This is a genomic window from Nocardia sp. NPDC004123, from assembly GCF_053603795.1.
This window is the reverse complement of the sequence record NZ_JBSGGG010000015.1, coordinates 229,995-250,547: the sequence shown is the minus strand read 5'-3', so window position 1 is coordinate 250,547 and position 20,553 is coordinate 229,995. Positions and strand designations below refer to the sequence as shown.

The 20,553-nt window shown below is 69.6% G+C and carries 16 protein-coding genes and 1 pseudogene; 7 read left to right on the top strand and 10 right to left on the bottom strand.

The window, feature by feature from the left end; translation table 11 throughout:
- Positions 1-211 precede the first annotated feature (211 nt).
- A complete protein-coding gene (locus tag ACWEQQ_RS23385) occupies positions 212-928 on the bottom strand; it encodes a lipid droplet-associated protein (protein WP_452349669.1) in 717 nt (238 codons plus the stop codon).
- Positions 929-1,042: 114 nt separating this feature from the next.
- Between ACWEQQ_RS23385 and ACWEQQ_RS23380 the strand changes: the two genes are divergently transcribed.
- The gene (locus ACWEQQ_RS23380; RefSeq protein ID WP_364620656.1) at positions 1,043-2,059 is read left to right on the top strand and encodes a 4-hydroxy-3-methylbut-2-enyl diphosphate reductase; all 1,017 of its coding nucleotides are present in this window, start codon (positions 1,043-1,045) and stop codon (positions 2,057-2,059) included.
- A gap of 137 nt (positions 2,060-2,196) precedes the next feature.
- Here the strand turns inward: ACWEQQ_RS23380 and ACWEQQ_RS23375 are convergent, their stop codons facing one another.
- Both ACWEQQ_RS23375 and ACWEQQ_RS23370 read right to left on the bottom strand, forming a co-directional pair.
- Entirely contained in the window at positions 2,197-3,378 is a 1,182-nt protein-coding gene (locus ACWEQQ_RS23375) for a DUF6542 domain-containing protein (RefSeq protein WP_452349668.1), read from the bottom strand.
- Between the two features lie 260 nt (positions 3,379-3,638).
- Positions 3,639-4,781, bottom strand: a complete 1,143-nt coding sequence (locus ACWEQQ_RS23370) for a DNA recombination protein RmuC (protein WP_452349667.1) — start codon at positions 4,779-4,781, stop codon at positions 3,639-3,641.
- A 285-nt stretch (positions 4,782-5,066) separates the two neighbouring features.
- Between ACWEQQ_RS23370 and ACWEQQ_RS23365 the strand changes: the two are divergent.
- Both ACWEQQ_RS23365 and ACWEQQ_RS23360 read left to right on the top strand, forming a co-directional pair.
- Positions 5,067-6,203: pseudogene (locus ACWEQQ_RS23365) on the top strand (exonuclease SbcCD subunit D); the annotation flags it as partial.
- A 574-nt stretch (positions 6,204-6,777) separates the two neighbouring features.
- The gene (locus ACWEQQ_RS23360) at positions 6,778-10,017 is read left to right on the top strand and encodes an AAA family ATPase (RefSeq protein WP_452349666.1); all 3,240 of its coding nucleotides are present in this window, start codon (positions 6,778-6,780) and stop codon (positions 10,015-10,017) included.
- A gap of 54 nt (positions 10,018-10,071) precedes the next feature.
- On the opposite strand, the gene ACWEQQ_RS23355 is transcribed toward ACWEQQ_RS23360, so the two are convergent.
- Both ACWEQQ_RS23355 and ACWEQQ_RS23350 read right to left on the bottom strand, forming a co-directional pair.
- Entirely contained in the window at positions 10,072-10,539 is a 468-nt protein-coding gene (locus ACWEQQ_RS23355; protein WP_452349665.1) for a YybH family protein, read from the bottom strand.
- 10 nt (positions 10,540-10,549) lie between these two features.
- Positions 10,550-11,134, bottom strand: a complete 585-nt coding sequence (locus ACWEQQ_RS23350; protein WP_452349664.1) for an NADPH-dependent FMN reductase — start codon at positions 11,132-11,134, stop codon at positions 10,550-10,552.
- 134 nt (positions 11,135-11,268) lie between these two features.
- On the opposite strand from ACWEQQ_RS23350, the gene sigJ reads away from it, so the two are divergent.
- A complete protein-coding gene (sigJ, locus tag ACWEQQ_RS23345) occupies positions 11,269-12,159 on the top strand; it encodes an RNA polymerase sigma factor SigJ (RefSeq protein WP_452349663.1) in 891 nt (296 codons plus the stop codon).
- 39 nt (positions 12,160-12,198) lie between these two features.
- Here sigJ and ACWEQQ_RS23340 read toward each other — a convergent pair whose 3' ends face one another.
- From ACWEQQ_RS23340 to ACWEQQ_RS23320, 5 genes are all read right to left on the bottom strand, one after another.
- Positions 12,199-12,471, bottom strand: coding sequence for a DUF2277 domain-containing protein (locus ACWEQQ_RS23340; RefSeq protein ID WP_452342436.1), 273 nt, complete (start codon positions 12,469-12,471; stop codon positions 12,199-12,201).
- 71 nt (positions 12,472-12,542) lie between these two features.
- Positions 12,543-13,061, bottom strand: a complete 519-nt coding sequence (locus ACWEQQ_RS23335; protein WP_452349662.1) for a methylated-DNA--[protein]-cysteine S-methyltransferase — start codon at positions 13,059-13,061, stop codon at positions 12,543-12,545.
- Positions 13,061-14,560 carry an Ada metal-binding domain-containing protein gene (locus ACWEQQ_RS23330; protein ID WP_452349661.1) on the bottom strand — a complete coding sequence of 500 codons (1,500 nt, stop codon included), beginning with the start codon at positions 14,558-14,560 and terminating at the stop codon, positions 13,061-13,063. The genes ACWEQQ_RS23335 and ACWEQQ_RS23330 overlap by 1 nt, the downstream gene beginning before the upstream one ends.
- Before the next feature lie 67 nt (positions 14,561-14,627).
- A complete protein-coding gene (locus ACWEQQ_RS23325; RefSeq protein ID WP_379380002.1) occupies positions 14,628-14,867 on the bottom strand; it encodes a YbdD/YjiX family protein in 240 nt (79 codons plus the stop codon).
- A gap of 7 nt (positions 14,868-14,874) precedes the next feature.
- The gene (locus tag ACWEQQ_RS23320) at positions 14,875-17,202 is read right to left on the bottom strand and encodes a carbon starvation CstA family protein (protein WP_452349660.1); all 2,328 of its coding nucleotides are present in this window, start codon (positions 17,200-17,202) and stop codon (positions 14,875-14,877) included.
- Between the two features lie 325 nt (positions 17,203-17,527).
- Between ACWEQQ_RS23320 and ACWEQQ_RS23315 the strand changes: the two genes are divergently transcribed.
- Genes ACWEQQ_RS23315 through ACWEQQ_RS23305 form a run of 3 tightly spaced genes read left to right on the top strand, consistent with a single transcriptional unit; the run spans position 17,528 to position 20,549 of the window.
- On the top strand, positions 17,528-18,826 hold the full coding sequence (locus tag ACWEQQ_RS23315) for an ABC transporter substrate-binding protein (RefSeq protein WP_452349687.1): 1,299 nt from the start codon (positions 17,528-17,530) through the stop codon (positions 18,824-18,826).
- Complete coding sequence (locus tag ACWEQQ_RS23310; protein WP_452342440.1) at positions 18,823-19,713, top strand: carbohydrate ABC transporter permease; 891 nt, start codon at positions 18,823-18,825, stop codon at positions 19,711-19,713. The genes ACWEQQ_RS23315 and ACWEQQ_RS23310 overlap by 4 nt, the downstream gene beginning before the upstream one ends.
- Positions 19,710-20,549, top strand: coding sequence for a carbohydrate ABC transporter permease (locus ACWEQQ_RS23305; RefSeq protein ID WP_452349659.1), 840 nt, complete (start codon positions 19,710-19,712; stop codon positions 20,547-20,549). The genes ACWEQQ_RS23310 and ACWEQQ_RS23305 overlap by 4 nt, the downstream gene beginning before the upstream one ends.
- Positions 20,550-20,553: the final 4 nt, after the last annotated feature.

The following is a 20,553-nucleotide window of genomic DNA, read 5'->3' as shown; positions in this document are numbered from 1 at the left end:
ATCGGTGCTCACCGCACGATTCTGTCAGTGCCCACCGACGCCCGGCGCACACCGCCCGCCGACACGGGATGCACGCGCTTGTCCGACCCCACGGATCCCGGTGAATACGAACACCGGCCGCCCGGGCGGTAGCCCGAGCGGCCGGCGCTGGTCGAGGACCGCCGATGTGACGGTGCCGGAGTTCCGGGGCCGGGCCCCGAAAGAGTTGGGTTCACTTCGCCTGAACGGTCGCGATCCGGTTGGTCAGCATGGTGACGAACGGGGCGCGGTCGAGGGTCTCCTGCTCGTAGGCGAGCAGCGCCACGAGGTCGTCGACGGTCAGCTGGCGCAGGCGGGCGCGCAGCTGGGCGATGGTCATGGCGGAGTAGTCGAAGCGGGCCGCCACTTCGGGCTCGACGACGGCGCTGCTGTGGTGGCCGTTGGTGTCGGTCTTGGAAGCCGTTGCGGGCGCTGCGGTCTCGGTGACCTCCGGATCGGCTGCCTCCTGCGCGGCCGATTCGGCGGGCACCGGTTCGGGGTCGACCGCGACCGGCTCGGTCTCGACCGCGGCCGGTTCAGGGGCCGCGACCGGCTCCACCACGGCCGGAGCGGGCGCCGCGACGGCCGGTTCCGGCTCGGTGAAGAGGTCGAAACGGCTCTGCCGTACCGATTCGGCAGCGAAGCTCGGAGTTTGCTCGTCTTCCTCGTCCTCATCGAAGGTGGCCCAGGCGGGCTGTTCTTCGGGCTGGTTGAGCAAACGGTCGAAAACGGCGTCGCCCTTGAGGGCGAGGCTGGTCACGAACTGCTGGAGGTGCATGGTGGTCTGCAGCACCTGGCTGATCGCGGTGATCGGGAAATTGATCGCGGTCGTCGGTAGCCGACGAGTTTCCTCGAGAGCATAGACGGCGGCCCCGGCGGCGACCCGGGCCAGGAACGGAGGTCGGAACATGCCCCTAGCCTGCCCGAAACGCCGTGTGATGCAAAGGTGAAAAGCCGCGAAAAGTGATTGTGACCCTGACCTCCGCGCGAATGCGCGCCGGAGCGCACACGTATTCTGTGGGGCATGTCCTCGGCTATCCCTTTGAACGTCGGAATCGTCGGGTCCGCGGCGGGTGATGCCGACGCGCCACGGGGCCCACAAGAGAAGCGAGTACTGCTCGCCGAACCGCGCGGCTACTGCGCCGGTGTGGACCGAGCGGTCGAAACGGTGGAGAAGGCGCTCGAAAAGCACGGCGCGCCCATCTATGTCCGCAAGGAAATCGTGCACAACCGGCACGTGGTGGAAACGCTGCGCGAGCGCGGTGTGATCTTCGTCGACCAGACCGAGGAGGTGCCGGAGGGCGCGCTCGTGGTGTTCTCCGCACACGGCGTGTCCCCGGCCGTCCACGAGTCCGCCGCCCGCCGCAACCTGCACACCATCGACGCCACCTGCCCGCTGGTCACCAAGGTGCACCAGGAGGCCAAGCGCTTCGCCCGCGACGACTTCGACATCCTGCTCATCGGCCACGAGGGCCACGAGGAGGTCGAGGGCACCGCCGGTGAGGCGCCCGACCACGTGCAGCTGGTGGACGGCCCCGACGCCGTCGACTCGGTCACCGTGCGCGACGAGAACAAGGTGATCTGGCTCTCCCAGACCACGCTGTCGGTGGACGAGACCATGGAGACGGTCAACCGCCTGCGCCAGAAGTTCCCCAAGCTGCAGGATCCGCCGAGCGACGACATCTGCTACGCCACCTCCAACCGCCAGACCGCGGTGAAGGCCATGGCCCCCGAATGCGATCTGGTGATCGTGGTCGGCTCCCGGAACTCGTCCAACTCGGTCCGGCTGGTGGAGGTCGCGCTGAGTGCCGGCGCCCGCGCCGCCCAGCTGGTGGACTACGCGCGCGAGGTGGATCCCGCCTGGCTGGAGGGTATTCGCACGGTCGGTGTCACCTCCGGCGCCTCGGTTCCGGAGATTCTCGTGGAGGGCGTGCTGGAATTGCTGGCCGAGCACGGTTTCGGTGCGGTGGTTCCGGTCACGACGGCCAACGAGACGCTGGTCTTCTCGCTGCCGCGCGAACTTCGCACCGCGCGCGCGTAACTCGTTCCGAAACGCATTCGCGCCCTCCACATTCGTTGTGGAGGGCGCGAATTTGCTATCCGGATGATCTTTTTTCGTGCCCGATTTCCTGATTGCCGGAAATATACGGTGCGAGTCGCTCGAATGTCGCCGGGGATTCAGCGTTCGATGCGACCCGAATCACGTTCGCGGTAGCGCACATTCGGGCGCGGATGCGGCGGCAGTTCACCCGGCTGCGCGCGACGGCGGCGGCCACCCTCGGCGGCAGGGGCCGGATTGCGCTCGGGGGCGGCGTGGCGTTCGGCGCCGCGACCCATGGCCTGCTCGGGGCTCTGCGCACGGCGGCGGCCCTCGCCCTGGGCGGCCTCCGGCGCCGGCGGGGTGGCGCGACGCTCACCGTTGCGGGGGCGATCGGCCGGGGCGGCGCGGCGCTCACCGCTGCGGGGCTGGTCGCCAGGGGCCGCGCGGCGCTCGCCGGCGCGGGACGGCTGCTCGGCGTACTGGGCCCGGCGGCGGCCCTCGGCGGTGGCGGCGCCGGACTGGTTCGGGCCCGCGGCGCGGCGGCGGCCCTCGGTGGCGGCCGGGGTGCGTTCGGCGGCGGCCTGATCCGGATCCTGGGCGCGGCGGCGGCCCTCGCCGGCGGGCCGGCCGGTGTTGCTTACCCGCGGCGGCCCGGCCGCGACCCGGGCGCCCGCGTGCCGGGACGAACGAGCGGTCTCGGTGTCGGGGGTGTCGCCTTCTTCGGCGGTGTCCGCGCCGGGCCGGAAGCGGCGTCTGGCAGGTTCCTTGGAGGCGGTGGAGCGGGTGCGCTGGGCGCGGGCGCTGCCGGGACGGGTGGCACGAGCCCGGGTCCTGCGCGGTTCGCCGGTCGCGCCGGCCTTGGTCTCGCGGTGGTGCAGCACGATGCGGACGGCGCCGACGATCAGCACGATCACGGTGGCCAGCGCCATGGTGGGGAACCGATTCACCAGCGGGATGGCCAGATTCAGCAGGATGTCCTTCAGCTTGAGACTGCCGGAGGACCCGAATAGGAACTGGTAGGCCAGCGGCACCGCGACGAACAGCAGCAACGGCGGCAGCACGAGCGTGGTGAACAGTCCCCGGTAGCGGACCGCGAGCACGGCCACCACACAGCCGCCGATGTACAGCAAGGCGAAGGAACCGGTGAGTTCGTCGCCCTGTGGTCGGCTACCCGCGCTCTGAGCGTCGATCAGAAGACCGATGAACGTGCACGTCACAGCGATCAGCACCGCGGCTCCGGCCGGGACGCCGGGAACCGACGGCAGGATCGAACGGTGCGACGGGGGCACCTCGGTTCGCTCGCGTTGGGTAACTGCCACGTCAAGCACACTAAGGCATATCGGTGTTTCGCGAGGCAGGCGACATCACGCGGGTATGCGGAAGCTCTGTCTAATTTGCCCTCGACTGCCCTCCGGGCGGGTTCGCGGCGCTGAAAGTCTCGTTCTTCCCTCCTCCGCTCCTCCGCTTCGCTCCCCCGCTCCAAGCGCGGGGAGGCGGAGCGCAGTCCAGAACGAGACGCGCCGCGAACCTCTGCGCGCTTGTAGACCGAGCCCTGAATGGCGTGCTCATGTGTCCAACCTCATCCTTCGCGATCCATCGCATCTGCGAAGCCGACTGCGCGCGGCCAGCTCTCGACCCTGCGGACTTCGGGGACCGGCGCGTCGGCGATCTCCAGGTCGTGCAGCTTCCGGGCGGTCACCATGACCCGCGCCTCCACCGACGCCACGGTGTGGTTGTAGGCGTCGACCGCCTTGCCCAGCTGCGCGCCCAGCCGGTCCAGGTGGCGGCCGGTGGTGCCGAGCCGGGTGTAGAGCTCCCGGCCCAGTTGTTGGATCACCGCCATGTCCGCCGACAGCGCCTCCTGCCGCCAGCCCAGCGCGACCGTGCGCAGCAAGGCCATGAGTGTGGTGGGCGTCGCCAGGACCACATTGCGACCGAAGGCGTACTCGAGCAATCCGGAGTCGGTGGTGAGGGCCGCGTCCAGGAACGGATCGCCGGGTACGAACAGGACCACGAACTCGGGGGAGGGATCGAAGGCCGCCCAGTACTCCTTGGCCGCCAGCTGATCCACATGGTTGCGCAGATGCCGGGCGTGGCGGGCCAGGTGGCCCTCGCGCTCGCGCGGGTCCTCGGTACCGGCGGCGTCCAGGAAGGCGGTGCAGGGCACCTTGGCGTCCACCACGATCTGGCGGCCGCCGGACAGGCGCACCACCAGATCCGGGCGCACCACGGTGTCGCCGCGGCGGGTGACCTGGGTGTCGAAGTCACAGTGCCGGGCCATGCCGGCCAGCTCGACCACACGCTCGAGCTGGATCTCGCCCCAGCGGCCGCGCACCTGGGGCGCGCGCAGCGCGGCCACCAATTGACCGGTCTGCGTGGACAACTGATGTGACATCCGCTGCATGCCCGCGACCTGTTCGCGCAGGCCGGAGTACGCGTTGATGCGATTGTGCTCGACCTCGCGAAGGTGGCGGTCGAGGCTGCCGACCGCCTCCCGCAGCGGATCGACCAGCGCGCCGATGGCATGGGACTGCCGTCGGGCCGCGTCCTCGCTGGCCGCGCCGAGTGATTGCCGCAACAGCCGCTCGTTGTCCCGCATGGCCGCCAGCCGCGCCTCGGCCACCGCCGCCCGCTGTCCCGCGCGCGCGGCATGCCCGAGCCAGCCCAGGGCCAGCCCCGATACGAACACCAGCAGCAGCGCGAACAGCATCGGTGCGGTCATGGCGCAGATAGTGCCGGAGACCACCGACAATTCCGCCTCTCCGGAACGTCAGCGGCGCGTCGGGACACAATTCCGCCTCTCCGGGACTTCAGCGGGCGGCTCGGAGCCGTTGGTCGTTGGGCGTCCGTGCCGGCGGTTGGGTGCCGACACGATTCCGGGCGTGCCCGGTGAGTTTTCCCGACCGTTGCGAAATCAGTTGTCGCCCTGGCATACGCGCGGCGTGTTCGACGCGACTCGCGAGGGTGTCGCGCGGGTTGTCGGGGGGATCTAATAGCGTCTTGCGGCATGCGGATCCTGCACACCTCCGACTGGCATATCGGGCGCACCTTTCATGGCGTCGATCTGCTGGCCGATCAGGAGTGTTCGCTGCGGGCCGTCGCGGAATTGGTGGCGGCCGAGGGGGTGGACGTGGTCGTACTGCCGGGGGATGTGTACGACCGTTCCATTCCCAGTGCGGATGCGATTGCGGTCTGCAATCGCGGATTCGAGGCAATTCGGGCGGCGGGGGCGACCATTGTCGCGACCTCCGGTAATCACGACTCGCCGACTCGGCTCGGTGCGCTCGGCAGTTTCGCGGCGGCGGGCGGATTGCATTTGCGCTGCCGGATCGCGGACGTGGCGCGGCCGATCGTGCTGTCCGATGAATTCGGCGACATTGCCTTCTATGGCATTCCGTACCTGGAGCCGGAGATCACCCGGGTGGAATTGGGCGTGCCGCAGGCGCGTTCGCACGCCGAGATCCTCGACGCGGCCATGAGCCTGGTGCGCGCCGATCTCGCCGGGCGGGCGGGGGCGCGGTCGGTGGTGCTGGCGCATGCCTTCGTGGTGGGCGGCGAGGCCACCGGGTCGGAGCGGTCCATTTCGGTCGGGGGCGTGGAGACCGTGCCGTTGTCGGCCTTCGCCGAGATCGACTATGTGGCGCTCGGCCACCTGCACTCGCCGCAGACGCTGGCGGAGTCCGTCCGCTATTCGGGTTCTCCGCTGCCGTATTCGTTCGGCGAGCGCTCGCACCGCAAAGCGGTCTGGATCGTGGACATCGACGCCGCGGGGCTGTCCGCCGTCCAGCGCCACGAACTCCCGGTGGTGCGCGGCCTCTCGCAACTCACCGGGCCCCTGGAATCCCTTCTGGAAGCGCCGGAGCACGCCGAAGCCGAATCGCACTATGTCTCGGCCACCCTCACCGACGAGGCGCGTCCCGTGGACGCGCTGCGCCGCCTCCGCGAGCGTTTCCCGCACGCCGTCCACGTGGAATGGCAACGTTCCGAAGGCAACCCGGAACTCCGCTACCGCGAACGCGTGCACGGCCGCCGCGACACCGAGATAGCCCAGAGCTTCCTCGCCGACGTCCGCGGCACCCCCACCCCCGGCGAAATGACCTGGCTCGAGCGCGCCCTCGCCGCCGCCACCCGCGAAACCGACGCCCCCCTACGCTTTCCCGCTCCGGCCGAAACCGCCGCGCCCGTTGCTCCGGCCGCTGTAGCCGCCGGGGATGTCGTGCCTGTCGGTACTGGGTTGGGCGATCCGGCCGCCGTATCTGTCGAAGGGGCTGCGGCCGCGGCGGTTGCGGTTTCTGTCGAGGCGGCCGGTAGTACCGAAGGCGGCGCACTGACGACTGCCGTGCCGGCGGAGGCTGTCGTGGCCGCGGGGGGCGCGTTGTTCGCCGTGCCCGATGATGCCGATGCGTCGGGCACAGACGCCGGACATGCATCGGTGGGTGCCGATTCGGTGGGAGGCGGCGGGGCCGAGGTCGCGGCGCGGGTGGTGAGTGCGGCCGGGTTCGATGGGTCGGTGCGTGGGGTGGATGCGGCGGAGGCCGATGCGGCGCTCGGGCTGTTCGATCTGGGTGACTTCGGGTTGGAGCCGGGCGAATCGGGCGATGTGGCCGGTGGGATGACCGCATGAGCGTTGGGGCGCTGAGTGTTTCGGCGTGTCCCGCGGTGGGCGGTGGGTGCCGGGTAGTTGGATGGGGAGTGGCGTTGAGGGAAGGGGGCGCTGCGTGCGGCTGCATCGGTTGGAGCTGACGGCGTTCGGGCCGTTCGCCGAGACGGCCGTGGTCGACTTCGACCAGCTCGGTGCGGACGGGTTGTTCCTGCTGCACGGGCAGACGGGGGCGGGGAAGACCACGGTGCTGGACGCCATCGCGTTCGCGCTGTACGGGAGCGTGCCGGGGGCGCGTGGCGATATCAAGCGGCTGCATTCGGACCACGCCGACGAGCAGACGCCGCCCCGGGTGCTGCTGGAGGCCACGGTCGGTGGCCGGCGGCTGCGCCTGAACCGGTCGGCGGAATTCCAGCGGCCGAGCAAGCGCGCCAAGTCGGGCTGGGTGAAGGAGAACGCGGCCGCCACGCTGGAGTGGCTGGACGGGCGGGGCCAGAACCTGTCCCGCATACCCGATATCGGCGACGAGGTGCTTCGGCTGCTGGGCATGAGCGCCGATCAGTTCTTCCAGGTCGTGCTGCTGCCGCAGGGTGATTTCGCGCGATTCCTGCGTGCCGACAACGAGGATCGCGAGAAGCTGCTCGAAAAGCTCTTCGACACAGAGCGTTTCGGCACCGCCGAGCAGTGGCTGGTCGACAAGCGCCGCGCGAGCTCCGCCGATCTGGATGCCCGCAAGCACAGCATCGACCGTCTCATCGCCCAGGTCGGTACGGCCGCGGGCCTGCCCGCCACCGAGACGGCCGGGCTGCTCGAGTCGGTCGGCTGGTCGCAGTCCCTGCTGGCGGCCGCCCGCACCCTGGTGAGCGAGACGGCCGCCGATCTGCGGCAGCGCCGGCAGGATTCGGCCGGTGTCCGCGCCGCCGCCGAGGCGGAGCGCCGCCGCCATGAGCTCTTCCGACGCCGTACGGCGGCTCGCACCCAGCTGGCCGACTTCACCGCCACCGCCGACCACCGCGCCGCGCGTCAGTCCGAACTCGACCGGGCCCGCCGCGCCGAACCCGTCGCCACCGCCCTGGCCGAGGCCCGCGCCGCCGCCGTCACCCTGCGCCGCCGCACCGACGACGCCACCCGCGCGGCCGAGCGACTCGCCGACCGCCTCCTCGAACCTGCCAGCGTCGAGCTCCCCGGAACCGCCTGTGCTGCAGCCGATCTCGCCGCGGCGGAACTGACCGGCACCGACCTCGCCGCCGACCTCGACGACATCGACGCCGACGCAGGTCACGCTGGAGATCTCACCGCCCCCAGCCCGTTCGACGCCGCCGACTCCGACGCTGGTGACCGGGCGCACGACAGCAACGGTGTCGAGGATGCCGGACCGGCGATGCTCGAGGGCGGCGTCGGGGGGCTCGAGGCGGCTGTGCGGCGGTGGAGCGCACAGGTGGGCGCGCTCGATGAGGTTCGGGCGGATGCGGATTCGGCGACCCGGCTGACGCGGGAGCTGGCCGGGTTGCGGACCGAGCAGGCCGATCTGGAAGCCCGGTCCGGCAAGCTGGCCCAGCGGCTGCGGGAGCTGCCGGATGCCGTTGCGGCGGTGGAGGTCCGATTGCGGGACGCCGCGGATGCGGCGGCCGCATTGCCCGGACTGGAGGCCGAGTGCCAGCGGTTGCGCACGTCGGCTGCGGCCGCGGTGGAGTTGGAGCGGCGGCGCGGTGAACTGGCCCGGGCGGGAACTGCTTTCGAGCGGGCGCGGACCGGGCACGCCGAGGCGTGGCAGCGTACGCAGGCACTGCGGGAGCAGCGCATGGCCGGGATGGCGGCGGAGCTGGCGGAGGGCCTGGCCGCGGGCGAGCCGTGCGCGGTGTGCGGGTCGCTCGCGCATCCGGATCCGGCGCGGCCGGCTGCGCATGCGGTGTCCAAGGCCGACGAGGACGCGGCGCTGGCCGCGGAGCGGAAGGCCGAGGCCGAGCGGGAGCGGGCCGGGCAACTGGTCGCCGAGCTGGAGCGGGCGGTCGAGGTGCTGGTCGAGCGGGGCGGTGATGTGGACAAGGCGGAACTGGCCGCCGCACTGGACGATTCGACCCGGCGGTACACCGCGGCCAAGGGCATCGCGGGTCTCGTGGACGGGCTGACCGCCGAACTCGGGACACTGCGCGCGGATCAGATCCGGTTGCAGGACGAGGCGCGGGAATGTGAAAGCCGTTCCAGCGCAACGACGGAGCGGATCGTTGCCACCGATCGGCGGCTGGCCGAACTCACCGAGCGGCTGCGTGCGGCCGCCGGCGCCGACGGCACCGTCGACCGCCGCCGGGCTCGCCTGGCGGCGCTGGTCGAGGAGGCCACCGCGGTGCGGTCCGCACGTGTCGAGGCGGCCACTGCCCGTGAGCAGGTGGCGGTGGCCGCCGTCCGGGTCGAAAGGCTTTCCTACGACGCGGGTCTGGTGGATTCCGCGCCGCCGGTGATGGGGGAGTCGGGGCCGGACTACGGCGTGCTGGGCGAGTACGCCCGCGCGGTCGACGCCGCCTCCCGCACCGCCGCGCAGCAGACGGCCATCGAGGACGAGCTGGTGGCCGCCGACCGGGCTCGCGCGCACGCCGAGGCCGTGCTCGCCGAACCCGAGATCCAGTCGGCCGGGGAGGCCGAACCCGGCGATCCGCGCGAGCTGGAAACCGCAGTGGCGCAGGCGGAATCGGAGCTGAACCGGGCCGTCGCCGCGAATGCCGAGGCGGACCGGCGGCTGGCGCAGCTGGAGGGCCTGTGCGCACAGCTGTCGGCGGCCGTCGATCGCATCGCCCCGCTCCAGCGCTCCCACGACGAGCTGGCCCGCCTGGCCGAGGTGGTGTCCGGCCGTGGCGAGAACAACCGCCGCATGTCCCTGCGCTCGTACGTGCTGGCCGCCCGCCTGGAGGAGGTGGCGCTGGCCGGTTCGGTGCGGCTGCGCCGGATGTCAGGCGGCCGTTACGAATTCGTCCACACCGATGCCGCGGGCCCGCGCGGCCGCCGGGGCGGCCTGGGCCTCGATATCCGCGACGACTACACCGGCGCGATCCGTCCGGCCAAAACCCTCTCCGGCGGTGAGACCTTCATGGCCTCCCTCGCCCTGGCGCTCGGCCTGGCCGACGTCGTGTCGGCCGAATCCGGCGGCCTGGTCATGGACACCCTTTTCATCGACGAGGGCTTCGGCAGCCTCGACGCCGATACCCTCGACGCCGTGATGGGCGTCCTGGACGAGCTCCGTTCCGGGGGCCGGGTGGTCGGCGTGGTGAGCCATGTGGACGAAATGCGCCAGCGCATCCCCAGCCGCCTGCACGTCATTCGCGGCCGCACCGGCTCCCGCCTCGAAACCTCGGTCGGCGCATAGGCTTTCGGCGGGGCGAAAGCCCGCACGGCAACGGCACCCGACACCCCCGGCCCGTCAGGGCTCCAGGTCGACCACGCCTTTGCCGCTCGAGATGTCGAACGGCACCGATACCTGATCGTGCGCGATCAACCAGGTGCCGTCGATCTTCCGCAGGCCGTAGGTGACCCGGACCCACATACCGCTCGTCGCGGCCCCGTTCCTCAGTGTGCCGCTGAGACGAGCGAAGGCGTGCCCGAATGCCACATCATCACCGATGGTGAACGTCAGATCGCGTACCTCATAGGTCACAGTCTCGAAGAACAGGAAGACCTTCGACCAGTTCTCGAGTTTCGCCGCGATCCCGACATGCTGGAGCGGCGGCTCGACATCGAAGGACACGACGTCGGGCGTGTACACCTCTTTCAGGGCGTTGAGGTCCTTGGCTCGCAGTCCTTCGACCACCTTGTCGATGTTCCGGCGAATCTCGACTTCATCGGCCTCGATGCGGTCGGCGCGTGATCGAAAGTCGTTGGGTGTGGTCATGATCGACTCCTCAGGAATTGACGAGAGTGGTTTCGCCGGCCGCTCGCAGCGGCGCGAGCGCACCACTCCAGGCGATGAGCTGATCCAGCGTCTTGGTCAGGGCGGCGGCATGATGGTCGCGGGGTGTGAAGGTGGTGTGGTCCTCGAAATCGGTGAGCACCGAGATCGCGACCTGATAGCCGACATCGGCCAGGCCCAGCGTGCTGCAGACCACCCGCAGCTGCACCACGGCGCGGGCACCGCCGGCCGTGCCGTAGGAGACGAATCCGACTGCCTTGTCGGTCCACTCCCAGAGCAGATGGTCGAGGGCGTTCTTCAGTACCCCGGGGGCGCCGCTGTTGTACTCCGGGGTGACAATCACGAAGCCGTCGAATCGGGCGATCCGTTCGGCCCAGGCGCGGGTGTGTGCATGCATCGACGGGCCGAACATCGGCGGCACAGGCTCGTCGAGATGCGGGAGCGGGTGGTCGCGCAGGTCGATCAGTTCGAACTCGGCGTCGCCGCGCTGCGCTGCCGAGTCCAGGACCCACTGGGCGACCTGCGGGCCTTTGCGGTTGGGCCGGGTACTGCCGAGGATGATGCCGATTCTGATCATTTCCGGAACTCCTGCTCTGCTGAGAACGTCATGACCCTCCGACGACACAGCTGTCCGGAATGTCAGGCCGCCTCACAAATGGGGTCGCTGATTCGTCGAATTCGGTGGGTACGCACAGACCGAAGGAGCCGCACATGACCGACCCGCATTTGCCCGGGGTGATCGATGAACGCCGTCAGCTGATCAATCTCGCCTACCGGCTGCTCGGCTCCCTGTCCGAGGCCGAGGATGTGGTGCAGGAGACCTACGCTCGCTGGTACGCACTGTCCGAGCGGCAGCGGCGGGAGGTGGCGGCGCCCGGCGCGTGGTTGACGACGGTCGCCGGCCGGATCTGCCTCGATCTGCTCGGCTCGGCGCGCGCCAGGCGGGAACGCTATGTGGGCGAATGGATTCCGGAGCCGGTCCCCGACCGATCCGAATGGCTCGACGGTCCCGCCCCCGTCGATCCCGCCGACCGGGTCACCCTCGACGAGTCGATCAGCATGGCCTTCCTCGTCGTGCTGGATTCCATGACACCGGCGGAGCGGGTGTCGTTCATCCTGCACGACGTCTTCCGCTATTCCTTCGCCGAGGTCGCCGGCATCGTCGGGCGCACCCCCGCGGCCTGCCGCCAGCTCGCCTCCAGTGCCCGCCGCCGCATCGATACCTCGCGGAGCCCGTCGGGCACCGTGCGCACCGAGGTGGTCCGGGATTTCAAACGGGCTTGGGAGACAAAGGATATCGAGGCCCTGATCGGCCTGCTCGATCCGCAGGTGATCGCCACGGCGGACGGCGGCGGCCTGGCGCTATCCTTCCACGACCCGATCAACGGTGGTGAGCAGGTCGCCCACGCCTGGATGGAAATCGCCGCCCGCGGCCCCGCGGTAACCCTGCTGGAGCGGACGGTGAACGGCCAGCCCGGCCTGGTCGCGCAGCTCGACGGCACCGTCGTCTCGGTCTACGCGTTCGATATCGCAGACGGCCGGATCACCCGCATCTGGGTGATCCGGAACCCGGAGAAACTGCGGCCCTGGACGGTCGGCTGAACTGAACAGCGCATCCGCACGCTGTTCCGGCCGATTCGGTTATCGGCCCGCGAAGCGCACTTCGGCGCGGGCGCGGGCCTTGGCGGCCTCGACCTCGCGGTCCTTGGGCGGGGCGGTGGTGGTCAGGCCGTTCAGCAGCCGGGTGGTCGCCGCGGCGATCTCTTCCACCGCCAGATCGAAGGCGTCCTGGTTGGTCTGGGACGGTTTGGTGCTTCCGCTGATCTTGCGGACGTACTGCAGGGCGGCCGCGTGCACCTCGTCCGGGGTGGCCGGCGGCTCGAAGTTGTGCAGGGTGTGAATGTTGCGGCACATGGCTGCCACGGTACGCCCGGGCACCGACGCGGCCCGGGCACGCTCGGGCGCGGACCTGTGGGCGAGAGCCCTCAGGCCGACTCGTGGTCGAGCAGCCAGCGCTTGATCGGCAGACCGTAGCGGAAGCCGCCGAGGCTGCCGTCGGTGCGGATCACCCGGTGGCAGGGCACGAAGAGCGCGGCGGCATTGCGGGCGCAGGCATTGGCCGCCGCGCGGGTGGCGGCGGGCCGCCCGGAGATGGCCGCGAAGTCGGTGTAGGTGACGGGAGCTCCGGCCGGCACCTTGCGCAGGATCTCCCAGGCGTGGGTGAGGAACGGCCCGGAGACCTGGCGTACGGCGATGTCGTCGATGGCCGTGAGATCACCGGCGTGGTACTCGGTGACTGCCCGCGTGACCGCGCCGAGGGCGTCGCGTCCGCGCAGCGCGGCGGGCCGGATACCGGGGTGGATCAGCGCCCGCAGTTCCTCAGGGTCGGCGGTCCAGCCGGAGGCGAGGACCACCCCATCGGCGTCCACGATGGCGGTGAACGGACCGGCGGGTGTCGCGACGGTGGCGTAATCGGCTGTGTCGATGGTGGTTTCGGAGCTCACTACGGATTCCTCCGGTTGGCCTCGGCGGGGTGGGCGAGGGCGTGTTTCCACAGGTGCATGGTGAGGTAGGACCGCCACGGCGACCAGCGGGCGGTGTCGGCGAGGTCGATGCCGAGCAGTCCCGCGCCGCGGCGCACGATCAGGTCTGAGTGCAGCAGCACATCCGGATCGGCGAGCAGGCGCATGGTGACGTAGTCCGCGGTCCAGGGGCCGACCCCGTCCAGGGCCAGCAGGTCGCGGCGCAGTTCACCGGCGGTGCGGCCGGAGTGCAGCACCAGGTCGCCGGCGGCCAGTGCCTTGGCCGCGCCGACGATGGCCTCGGTGCGCCGGCTCGGCCCGGTCAGTACCTCGGAGCCGCGTTCGGCGATGGCCTCGGCGGTGGGGAACAGGTGCGGGATCGGCCCGGCGATGGTCTCGCCCAGGCCCTGTACCAGCCGCGCGGTGTGGGTATTGGCCGCGGCCACCGAGATCTGCTGCCCGATCATGGTGCGCAGCAACAGTTCCGGGCCGTCCAGGCAGCCGGGGACCCGGATGCCGGCGGGCAGCACGGCGTCCGGAAAGCCCGGGCGCGGTGGGCTTCCCGCCAGGCCGGCGGCCATGGCCTCGTCGATCCCGATGGGATCGGCGTCCAGATCCAGGAGGTGCCGGATGCGGGCGACGGTCGGCGCGAGGTCGCGCATGTCCTGCAGCGCCAGTGAGGCCCGCACGTGACCGGGCTGGATGGACAGCCGAATGGTGGTGTGGCCGTGCGGTGTTCGCAGGCTGCGGCTGTAGACGCCGTTCTCCCACAGCTCCACGCCCGGGACGGTGTGGGCGGACAGGAACCATTCCAGCCACGACTTGTCCAACGGTTCGCGATAGGGGAGTCGCAGGGTGAGCAGCCCGTTGGTGGCCGGCAGCGTGTCGCCGTTGCGGCGCCGGGATTCCTCGCGCAGCGTGGTCGGGCTGACCGCGAACACCTCGCGCACGGTGTCGTTGAACTGCCGGATGCTGGCGAATCCGGCCGCGAACGCGATGTCCGACATGGGCAGCCGGGTGGTCTGGATCAGCAGCCGGGCGGTGTGCGCGCGGTGGGCGCGCGCCAGGGCCAGTGGGCCGGCGCCGAGCTCGCTGGTGAGTACCCGGGTGAGCTGGCGCTGGGAGTAGCCGAGGGCATCGGCGAGGGCGGGCACGCCGCCGCGTTCGATGACGCCGTCGCCGATCAGGCGCATGGCGCGGGAGGCCAGGTCCGCACGGGTGTTCCAGAGGGGCGAGCCGGGCGCGGCGTCGGGCAGGCACCGGCGGCAGGCGCGGAAGCCGTGCTGCTGCGCGGCGGCCGCGGTGGGCAGGAAGGTGACGTTGGTGCGTTTGGGGGTGATGGCCGGGCAGGAAGGGCGGCAATAGATTCCGGTGGTGCGCACCGCGGTCACGAACTGCCCGTCGAACCGGGCGTCCCGGGTTGCCACGGCGCGGTAGCAACGCTCGAAATCCAAGTCGTTCGCACTCACGCATACCACCATGTCAGTCCGGGCCGACCTCTGCTAGCGGGTATCGGACATGGATGTTGGCGGAAAACCGCCACTCGTGTCAACAGCAGCGATTTGCGGGGTTCTTGGCGGCGGCCGCATGGCGATCGCGCCAATACTGGCGCTCGCTGGGAATCTCGCATCCCGGGTGCTGCAGCCGCAGGTGATCGACGTAGCGGGCGTAGTCGTTGCCGCCGAGGATCGAGTTGAACCACCAGGCAACGGCTTTCACAGCCCGGACGAGGGCGAGCCCCGCCCGCCGCAGCGGACCTGCGGCGAGCGGGGCTTCGGGGGTACTCATCGGCGCGTCAATGACTGGCGACCGTGGCCGCGCCGGGCGCGCGGATCTTGCCCTCGGCGATCAGGGTGTCCCATTCCTGCTGGACCTCCTTGTCCGCCTTGGTGGCGAGGAAACCGCTGGGGCCGAAGATCTTCGACGGCACCTCCGGCGACTCGGTGGTCTCACTGCCGCCCTTGCGGATGGCGCGCAGGCAGACCCACACGCCGACCAGCGCCACGATCAGCACCATCACCGCGAACACGATGGAGAGCGTGCCCTGGACGAAGGTGTTGCGGATGATCTTGTCCATGTCGTGGATCTGCTGATTCAGCGCGGCGACGTCCTTGACGCCCTTCGGCAGCTGCCCCGAATCGCGTGCGGCGATGTAGGCGTTCTGCTTGTCGATGGTGTTGTGGTGCAGCGTCCAGTAGCCGATCTTCGGGTCACCCGAGAAGATCTTCTGGAACGAGGCCGTCATGGTGACGATCAGGTCCCAGACCAGCGGAAGCGCCGGAATCCAGGCCCATTTCACGAGCCCCTTCTTGACCACGATCACCAGCACCACCGTCAGCGCGATCGCCGCCAGCAGCTGGTTGGAGATGCCGAACAGCGGGTACAGGGTGTTGATGCCGCCCAGCGGGTCGGTGACGCCCATCAGCAGCACCGAACCCCACGCGGCCACGACCACGCCGGAGCAGACGAACACGCCCGGCCACCACGACGGATCCCGGAACTTCTTGGCCGCGCCGCCCAGGTTGCCCAGCGAATCCGAGAGCATGAACCGCGCGACGCGGGTGCCCGCGTCGATGGTGGTGAGGATGAACAGCGCCTCGAACATGATGGCGAAGTGGTACCAGAACGCCTTGAGCGAGGTACCGCCGATGAACTTGTGCATCACCTCGGTCATGCCGATGGCGAGGGTGGGCGCGCCACCGGTGCGCGAGTAGACCCGGGACTCACCGACGCTCTGCGCCATGTCGTTCAGGTACTTCGCGTCGATCGGGCTGCCGCCCACACCGAGCTTGTTCACGCTGTCGGCCGCGGCCTGCGCGGAGGTGAGGCCGGGGCTGTTGATGGCGAAGTACAGGTGCTGATCCAGGATCGACGCCGCGATGATCGCCATGACCGCCACGAACGACTCCATCAGCATGCCGCCGTAGCCGATCATGCGCGCCTGCGACTGCTTCTCCAGCAGCTTCGGCGTGGTGCCCGAGGACACCAGCGAGTGGAAGCCGGACAGCGCGCCACAGGCGATGGTGATGAACAGGAACGGGAACAGGCTGCCCGCGAAGGACGGACCGTTGCTGTTGGACGCGAACTGGGAGACCGCGGGGGCCTGCAGCACCGGCATGGTGACCAGCACGCCGATGGCGAGCAGGCCGATGGTGCCGATCTTCATGAAGGTGGACAGGTAGTCGCGCGGAGCCAGCAGCAGCCACACCGGCAGCACCGAGGCGATGAAGCCGTAGATGATCAGCATCCAGGCGATGGTGGTACCGGACAGCGTGAACAGGTCGCGGCCCCAACCGGATTGGGACACCGGATTGCCGAGCAGAATCGCCGCCAGCAGCAGCACGAAGCCGAACAGCGACACCTCGCCGACCTTGCCGGGCCGGAAGAAGCGCAGGTACAGGCCCATGAACAGGGCGATCGGGATGGTCATCGAAATGGAGAACACACCCCACGGGCTGCCGCCCTCGAGCGCGCCGGTGGTCGGATTCTTGGTCGCGGCAAGGGCATTCACCACGACGATGCCCAGCACCGCGAGCAGGATCATCATGATCACCAGCACCGCGATGATGGCCGCGACACCGCCGACCACGCCGAGCTCGTCGCGCGCCATCTGGCCCAGCGACCGGCCGCGGCGCTTCACCGAGGCCCACAGCACCAGGTAGTCCTGCACCGCACCGGCCAGCACCACGCCGACGATGATCCAGATGGTGCCGGGCAGATAGCCCATCTGCGCGGCCAGCACCGGGCCGACCAGCGGGCCGGCGCCCGCGATGGCGGCGAAGTGGTGGCCGAACAGGACCCGGCGGTCCATCGGCATGTAGTCCTTGCCGTTCTCCATCTCCTCGGCGGGAGTGGCGACGTCATCGCGCGGCTTGGTGATCCGGTATTCGATGAGCCGGGCGTAGAACTGGTACGCGAGTACGTAAGTGCAGAGGGCGGCGATGACGATCCACACCGCGTTCACGTTCTCGCCGCGCATGAAAGCGAGGATGGCCCAGGCGATTGCGCCGATCACGGCGATGACGAGAAAGATGCCCTTCTTCGCGGGCGTCATGGGCGTCCGGTCCACGACACCCACCGGAGGTAGGTCGGGATCCGTCCGGAGGTATTCGATGGTCGCCATGCGACAACTCTCCCTGCGGTACTGCGGCTTCTAACTGAAATGGTCACAACGTAGCCCAACCGACGTGCGAGTGAACCGGCTTCGACCGGCTGTTCACCTGCTGTCGTACCGCCAGGTGCGGGTGGCCCGGCGGACGCTAGGAACGGCGCGCGGGGGTGGTGCGGGCCAGTCTGGTTCCCGCGATTTCGCGTGTTTGCCGCACGTCGCAGGTTGCTCCCCGTATGCTGCCATGCTGGTTCGAGATCTGCGTCACTGTGGTCCTTTAGTTCGTTTAGTTCACGGAGATATATCTTTGGCGAGCGAATGGGCGGCCCGGCCCGGCGGAATGGATCGGCGTAGCCTGCTGCGCTCGGCTGCGCTGGCAGCGCTGCTGGCCGCGGGCGGCTGCGCGGGCGGGAACGACGACGCGGTCACCTTCTTCTTCCAGGCGCGGCCGGAGGAGGCCCGGGCGCGGCTGCGCATCATCGACGAATTCCACCGGCGGCGACCGGATATCAGGATCCGCACCGTCATGTCCGGGCCCGATCCCCTGCAGCAGATGCTCACCTACTGCGCGGGGGGTAAATGCCCGGACGTGCTGATGGCGTGGGAGCTGCTCTATGCCGGGCTCGCCGATCGGGGCGTGCTGGTGGATCTGCGCGAATTCCTGGACCGGGAGCCGGATTACGCCGCCCGGCTGCGCGCCGACGGGTACGCGACACTGCGCGACACCTTCGTCTGGGACGGCGGGCAGTACGCGCTGCCGGAGCAGTGGTCGGGAGTGTTTCTCTACTACAACCGGAAGCTGTTCGCCGAAGCCGGGATTCGCCCGCCCGCCCGCTGGTCCGAGGCCTGGACCTTCGCGGAGTTCCTGGCGGCCGCGCGGGCGCTCACCCGCCGCGACGCCGACGGGCGCACCGGGCAGTGGGGATTCGTGGACGCCTGGGTGCCCTACTTCTCGGCGGCCTGCTTCGGTATGAACAACGGCGTCGAATGGTTCAGTCCGCCGGTGCGGCCCACTAGCACCAATCTCGGTGATCCGCGGTTCGCCGCCGGGTTCCAGTTCTATGCCGACCTGGCCGTGCGGCACCGGGTCGCGCCCAGTGTCGGTGACCGGCAATCGGTTTCGGCGCAGGATCTGTTCCGCAGCGGGCGGGCCGCCATGCTCATGGGCGGGCACTGGCTGTACTCGGAGTTCACCGGGCACGACGACCTCGACTTCGACGTCACGGTGCTGCCGGTCGGGCCGGACGGGGGTCCGGGCGCGATCACCGATATCGGCAGCACCGGACTGGCCATCGCGGCGAGCAGTCCGCGGCGTGAACAGGCCTGGGAATTCGTGAAGTTCGCGACCGGGCCCGAGGGGCAGGCCATCATCGCGGAGTCTGGTCTGTTCGTGCCGGTCCTGCGATCGGCCATGCAGTCACCGGGATTCGCCGCGGCCCACCCGGCGCTGCGCAATCTCGAGGTCTTCACCGAGGGACCGGAGAATTCGCGTCCGCTGGCCGTGACGCCCGTGTGGGGCAAGGTGGAGGCGCTGCTCGAGCGCGGCTGCAATCGAGTGCTGCGGGGGGCGGCGACAGCGGACTCGCTGGGCGGGCAGACCAGCGCCGATATCGATCAGCTACTGCGGGCGGCGGTATGAGGGGTGGGCTGGAGCGGCGGCGGGCGCGCGCCGGAAGGCTGTTCGTGGCACCGAATCTGGCCGCCATCCTGGTGTTCATGCTCTTCCCGCTGGGGTTTTCGCTGTATCTGAGCTTCCACTCCTGGGATCTGTTCAGCCCGCCGCGATTCGTGGGTGTGGCGAACTATCGGCGGCTGTTCTCCCAGGACCCGCTGTTCTATATCGCCCTGCGGAATACGGCCGTGTTCACGATCCTGACGCTGGTGCCGACGGTGGCGGTCAGCCTCGCCGTCGCGGGGCTGCTGAATCGAAAACTGCACGGCGTCGGGGTGTTCCGGACCGTGGCGTTCCTGCCGCTGGTGGCATCGACCGTCGCCATGGCGGTGGTGTTCCGCTTCATCTTCGCCAGCGATGACGGACTCGCCAATATTCTGCTGGGCCGGCTCGGCCTCGGCCCGGTGCCGTGGCTGACCGATCCGCAGTGGGCCATGGTCTCGCTGAGCCTGGTGACGGTGTGGAAATCGGTGCCCTTCGCCACCGTCATCCTGCTCGCGGCCATGCAGGGCGTCCCCGAAAACCTGTACGAGGCAGCGAAAATCGACGGCGCGAGCGCCTGGCGTCGTTTCCGCTCGATCACCATCCCGCTGATCCGCGGCGCCCTGTCCTTCGTCCTGGTCATCACCGTCATCAACTCGGTTCAGGCCTTCGACCAGGCCTATGCCCTGACCGGTAGCAATGGCGGCCCCGAGACCGGCACCTATGTCCTGGGAATCATGCTGTTCCAGAACGCCTTCCGCTTCTACGAGGTCGGCTACGCCTGCGCCCTGGCCTGGGTGATCTTCGCAATCCTGCTGGCCTTCACCCTGATCCAGCAATGGCTGGCCCGCCGATCCGAGGCGGAGCTTTGAGCCGCGGCGGAGTGGTGCGGCGCTTGGTCGCCGGAGTGCTGACCTACCTGGCGCTGATCGTGGTGGCGTGGTGCGCGCTGACCCCGATCCTGTGGTCCGTCTCGGCCTCCCTGAAGTCCGACGGTGAGCTGACCGACGCGGCGCCGCTGCCGTCGCACCCCCAATGGTCCAATTACCGGGAGGCTTTCGACGCCATCCCGCTCGGCCGCATGCTGCTCAACACCGTCGTCTACGCCGCCTGCGTGACCGCCGGCCAGGTCTTCTTCTGCTCTCTGGCCGGATACGCCTTCGCCCGCCTGCGTTTCGCGGGCCGCGAGGTGCTGTTCGTGGGCTACCTGGCCACCCTCATGGTCCCGCTCACCGTCACCGTCATCCCGCAGTTCCTGCTCATGCGGGCCTTCGGCTGGATGGACACCCCCTGGGCGATGATCGTTCCCGGTCTCTTCGGGAGCGCCTTCGGCACGTACCTGATGCGCCAGTTCTTCCGCACCCTCCCCATCGAATTGGAGGAGGCGGCCATTCTCGACGGCTGCACCCCGTGGCAGACCTATTGGCGAGTCCTGTTGCCGCACACCAAACCGGCGGTCATGGTGCTGGCGGTCCTCACCTGGATCACCGTCTGGAACGACTTTCTCTGGCCCCTGATCATGATTCAACGCAACGACTACGCGACCGCCACCCTGGGTCTCGTCCGGCTCCAGGGGCAGTATTCGACCAACTGGCCGCTGCTCATGGCCGCAGCCACGGTCATCCTGCTGCCACTGCTGCTGCTCTATGCGCTCGCCCAGCGCGCCTTCGTCCGCGGCATCGCCCTCTCCGGCCTGGGCGGCCGCTGACACG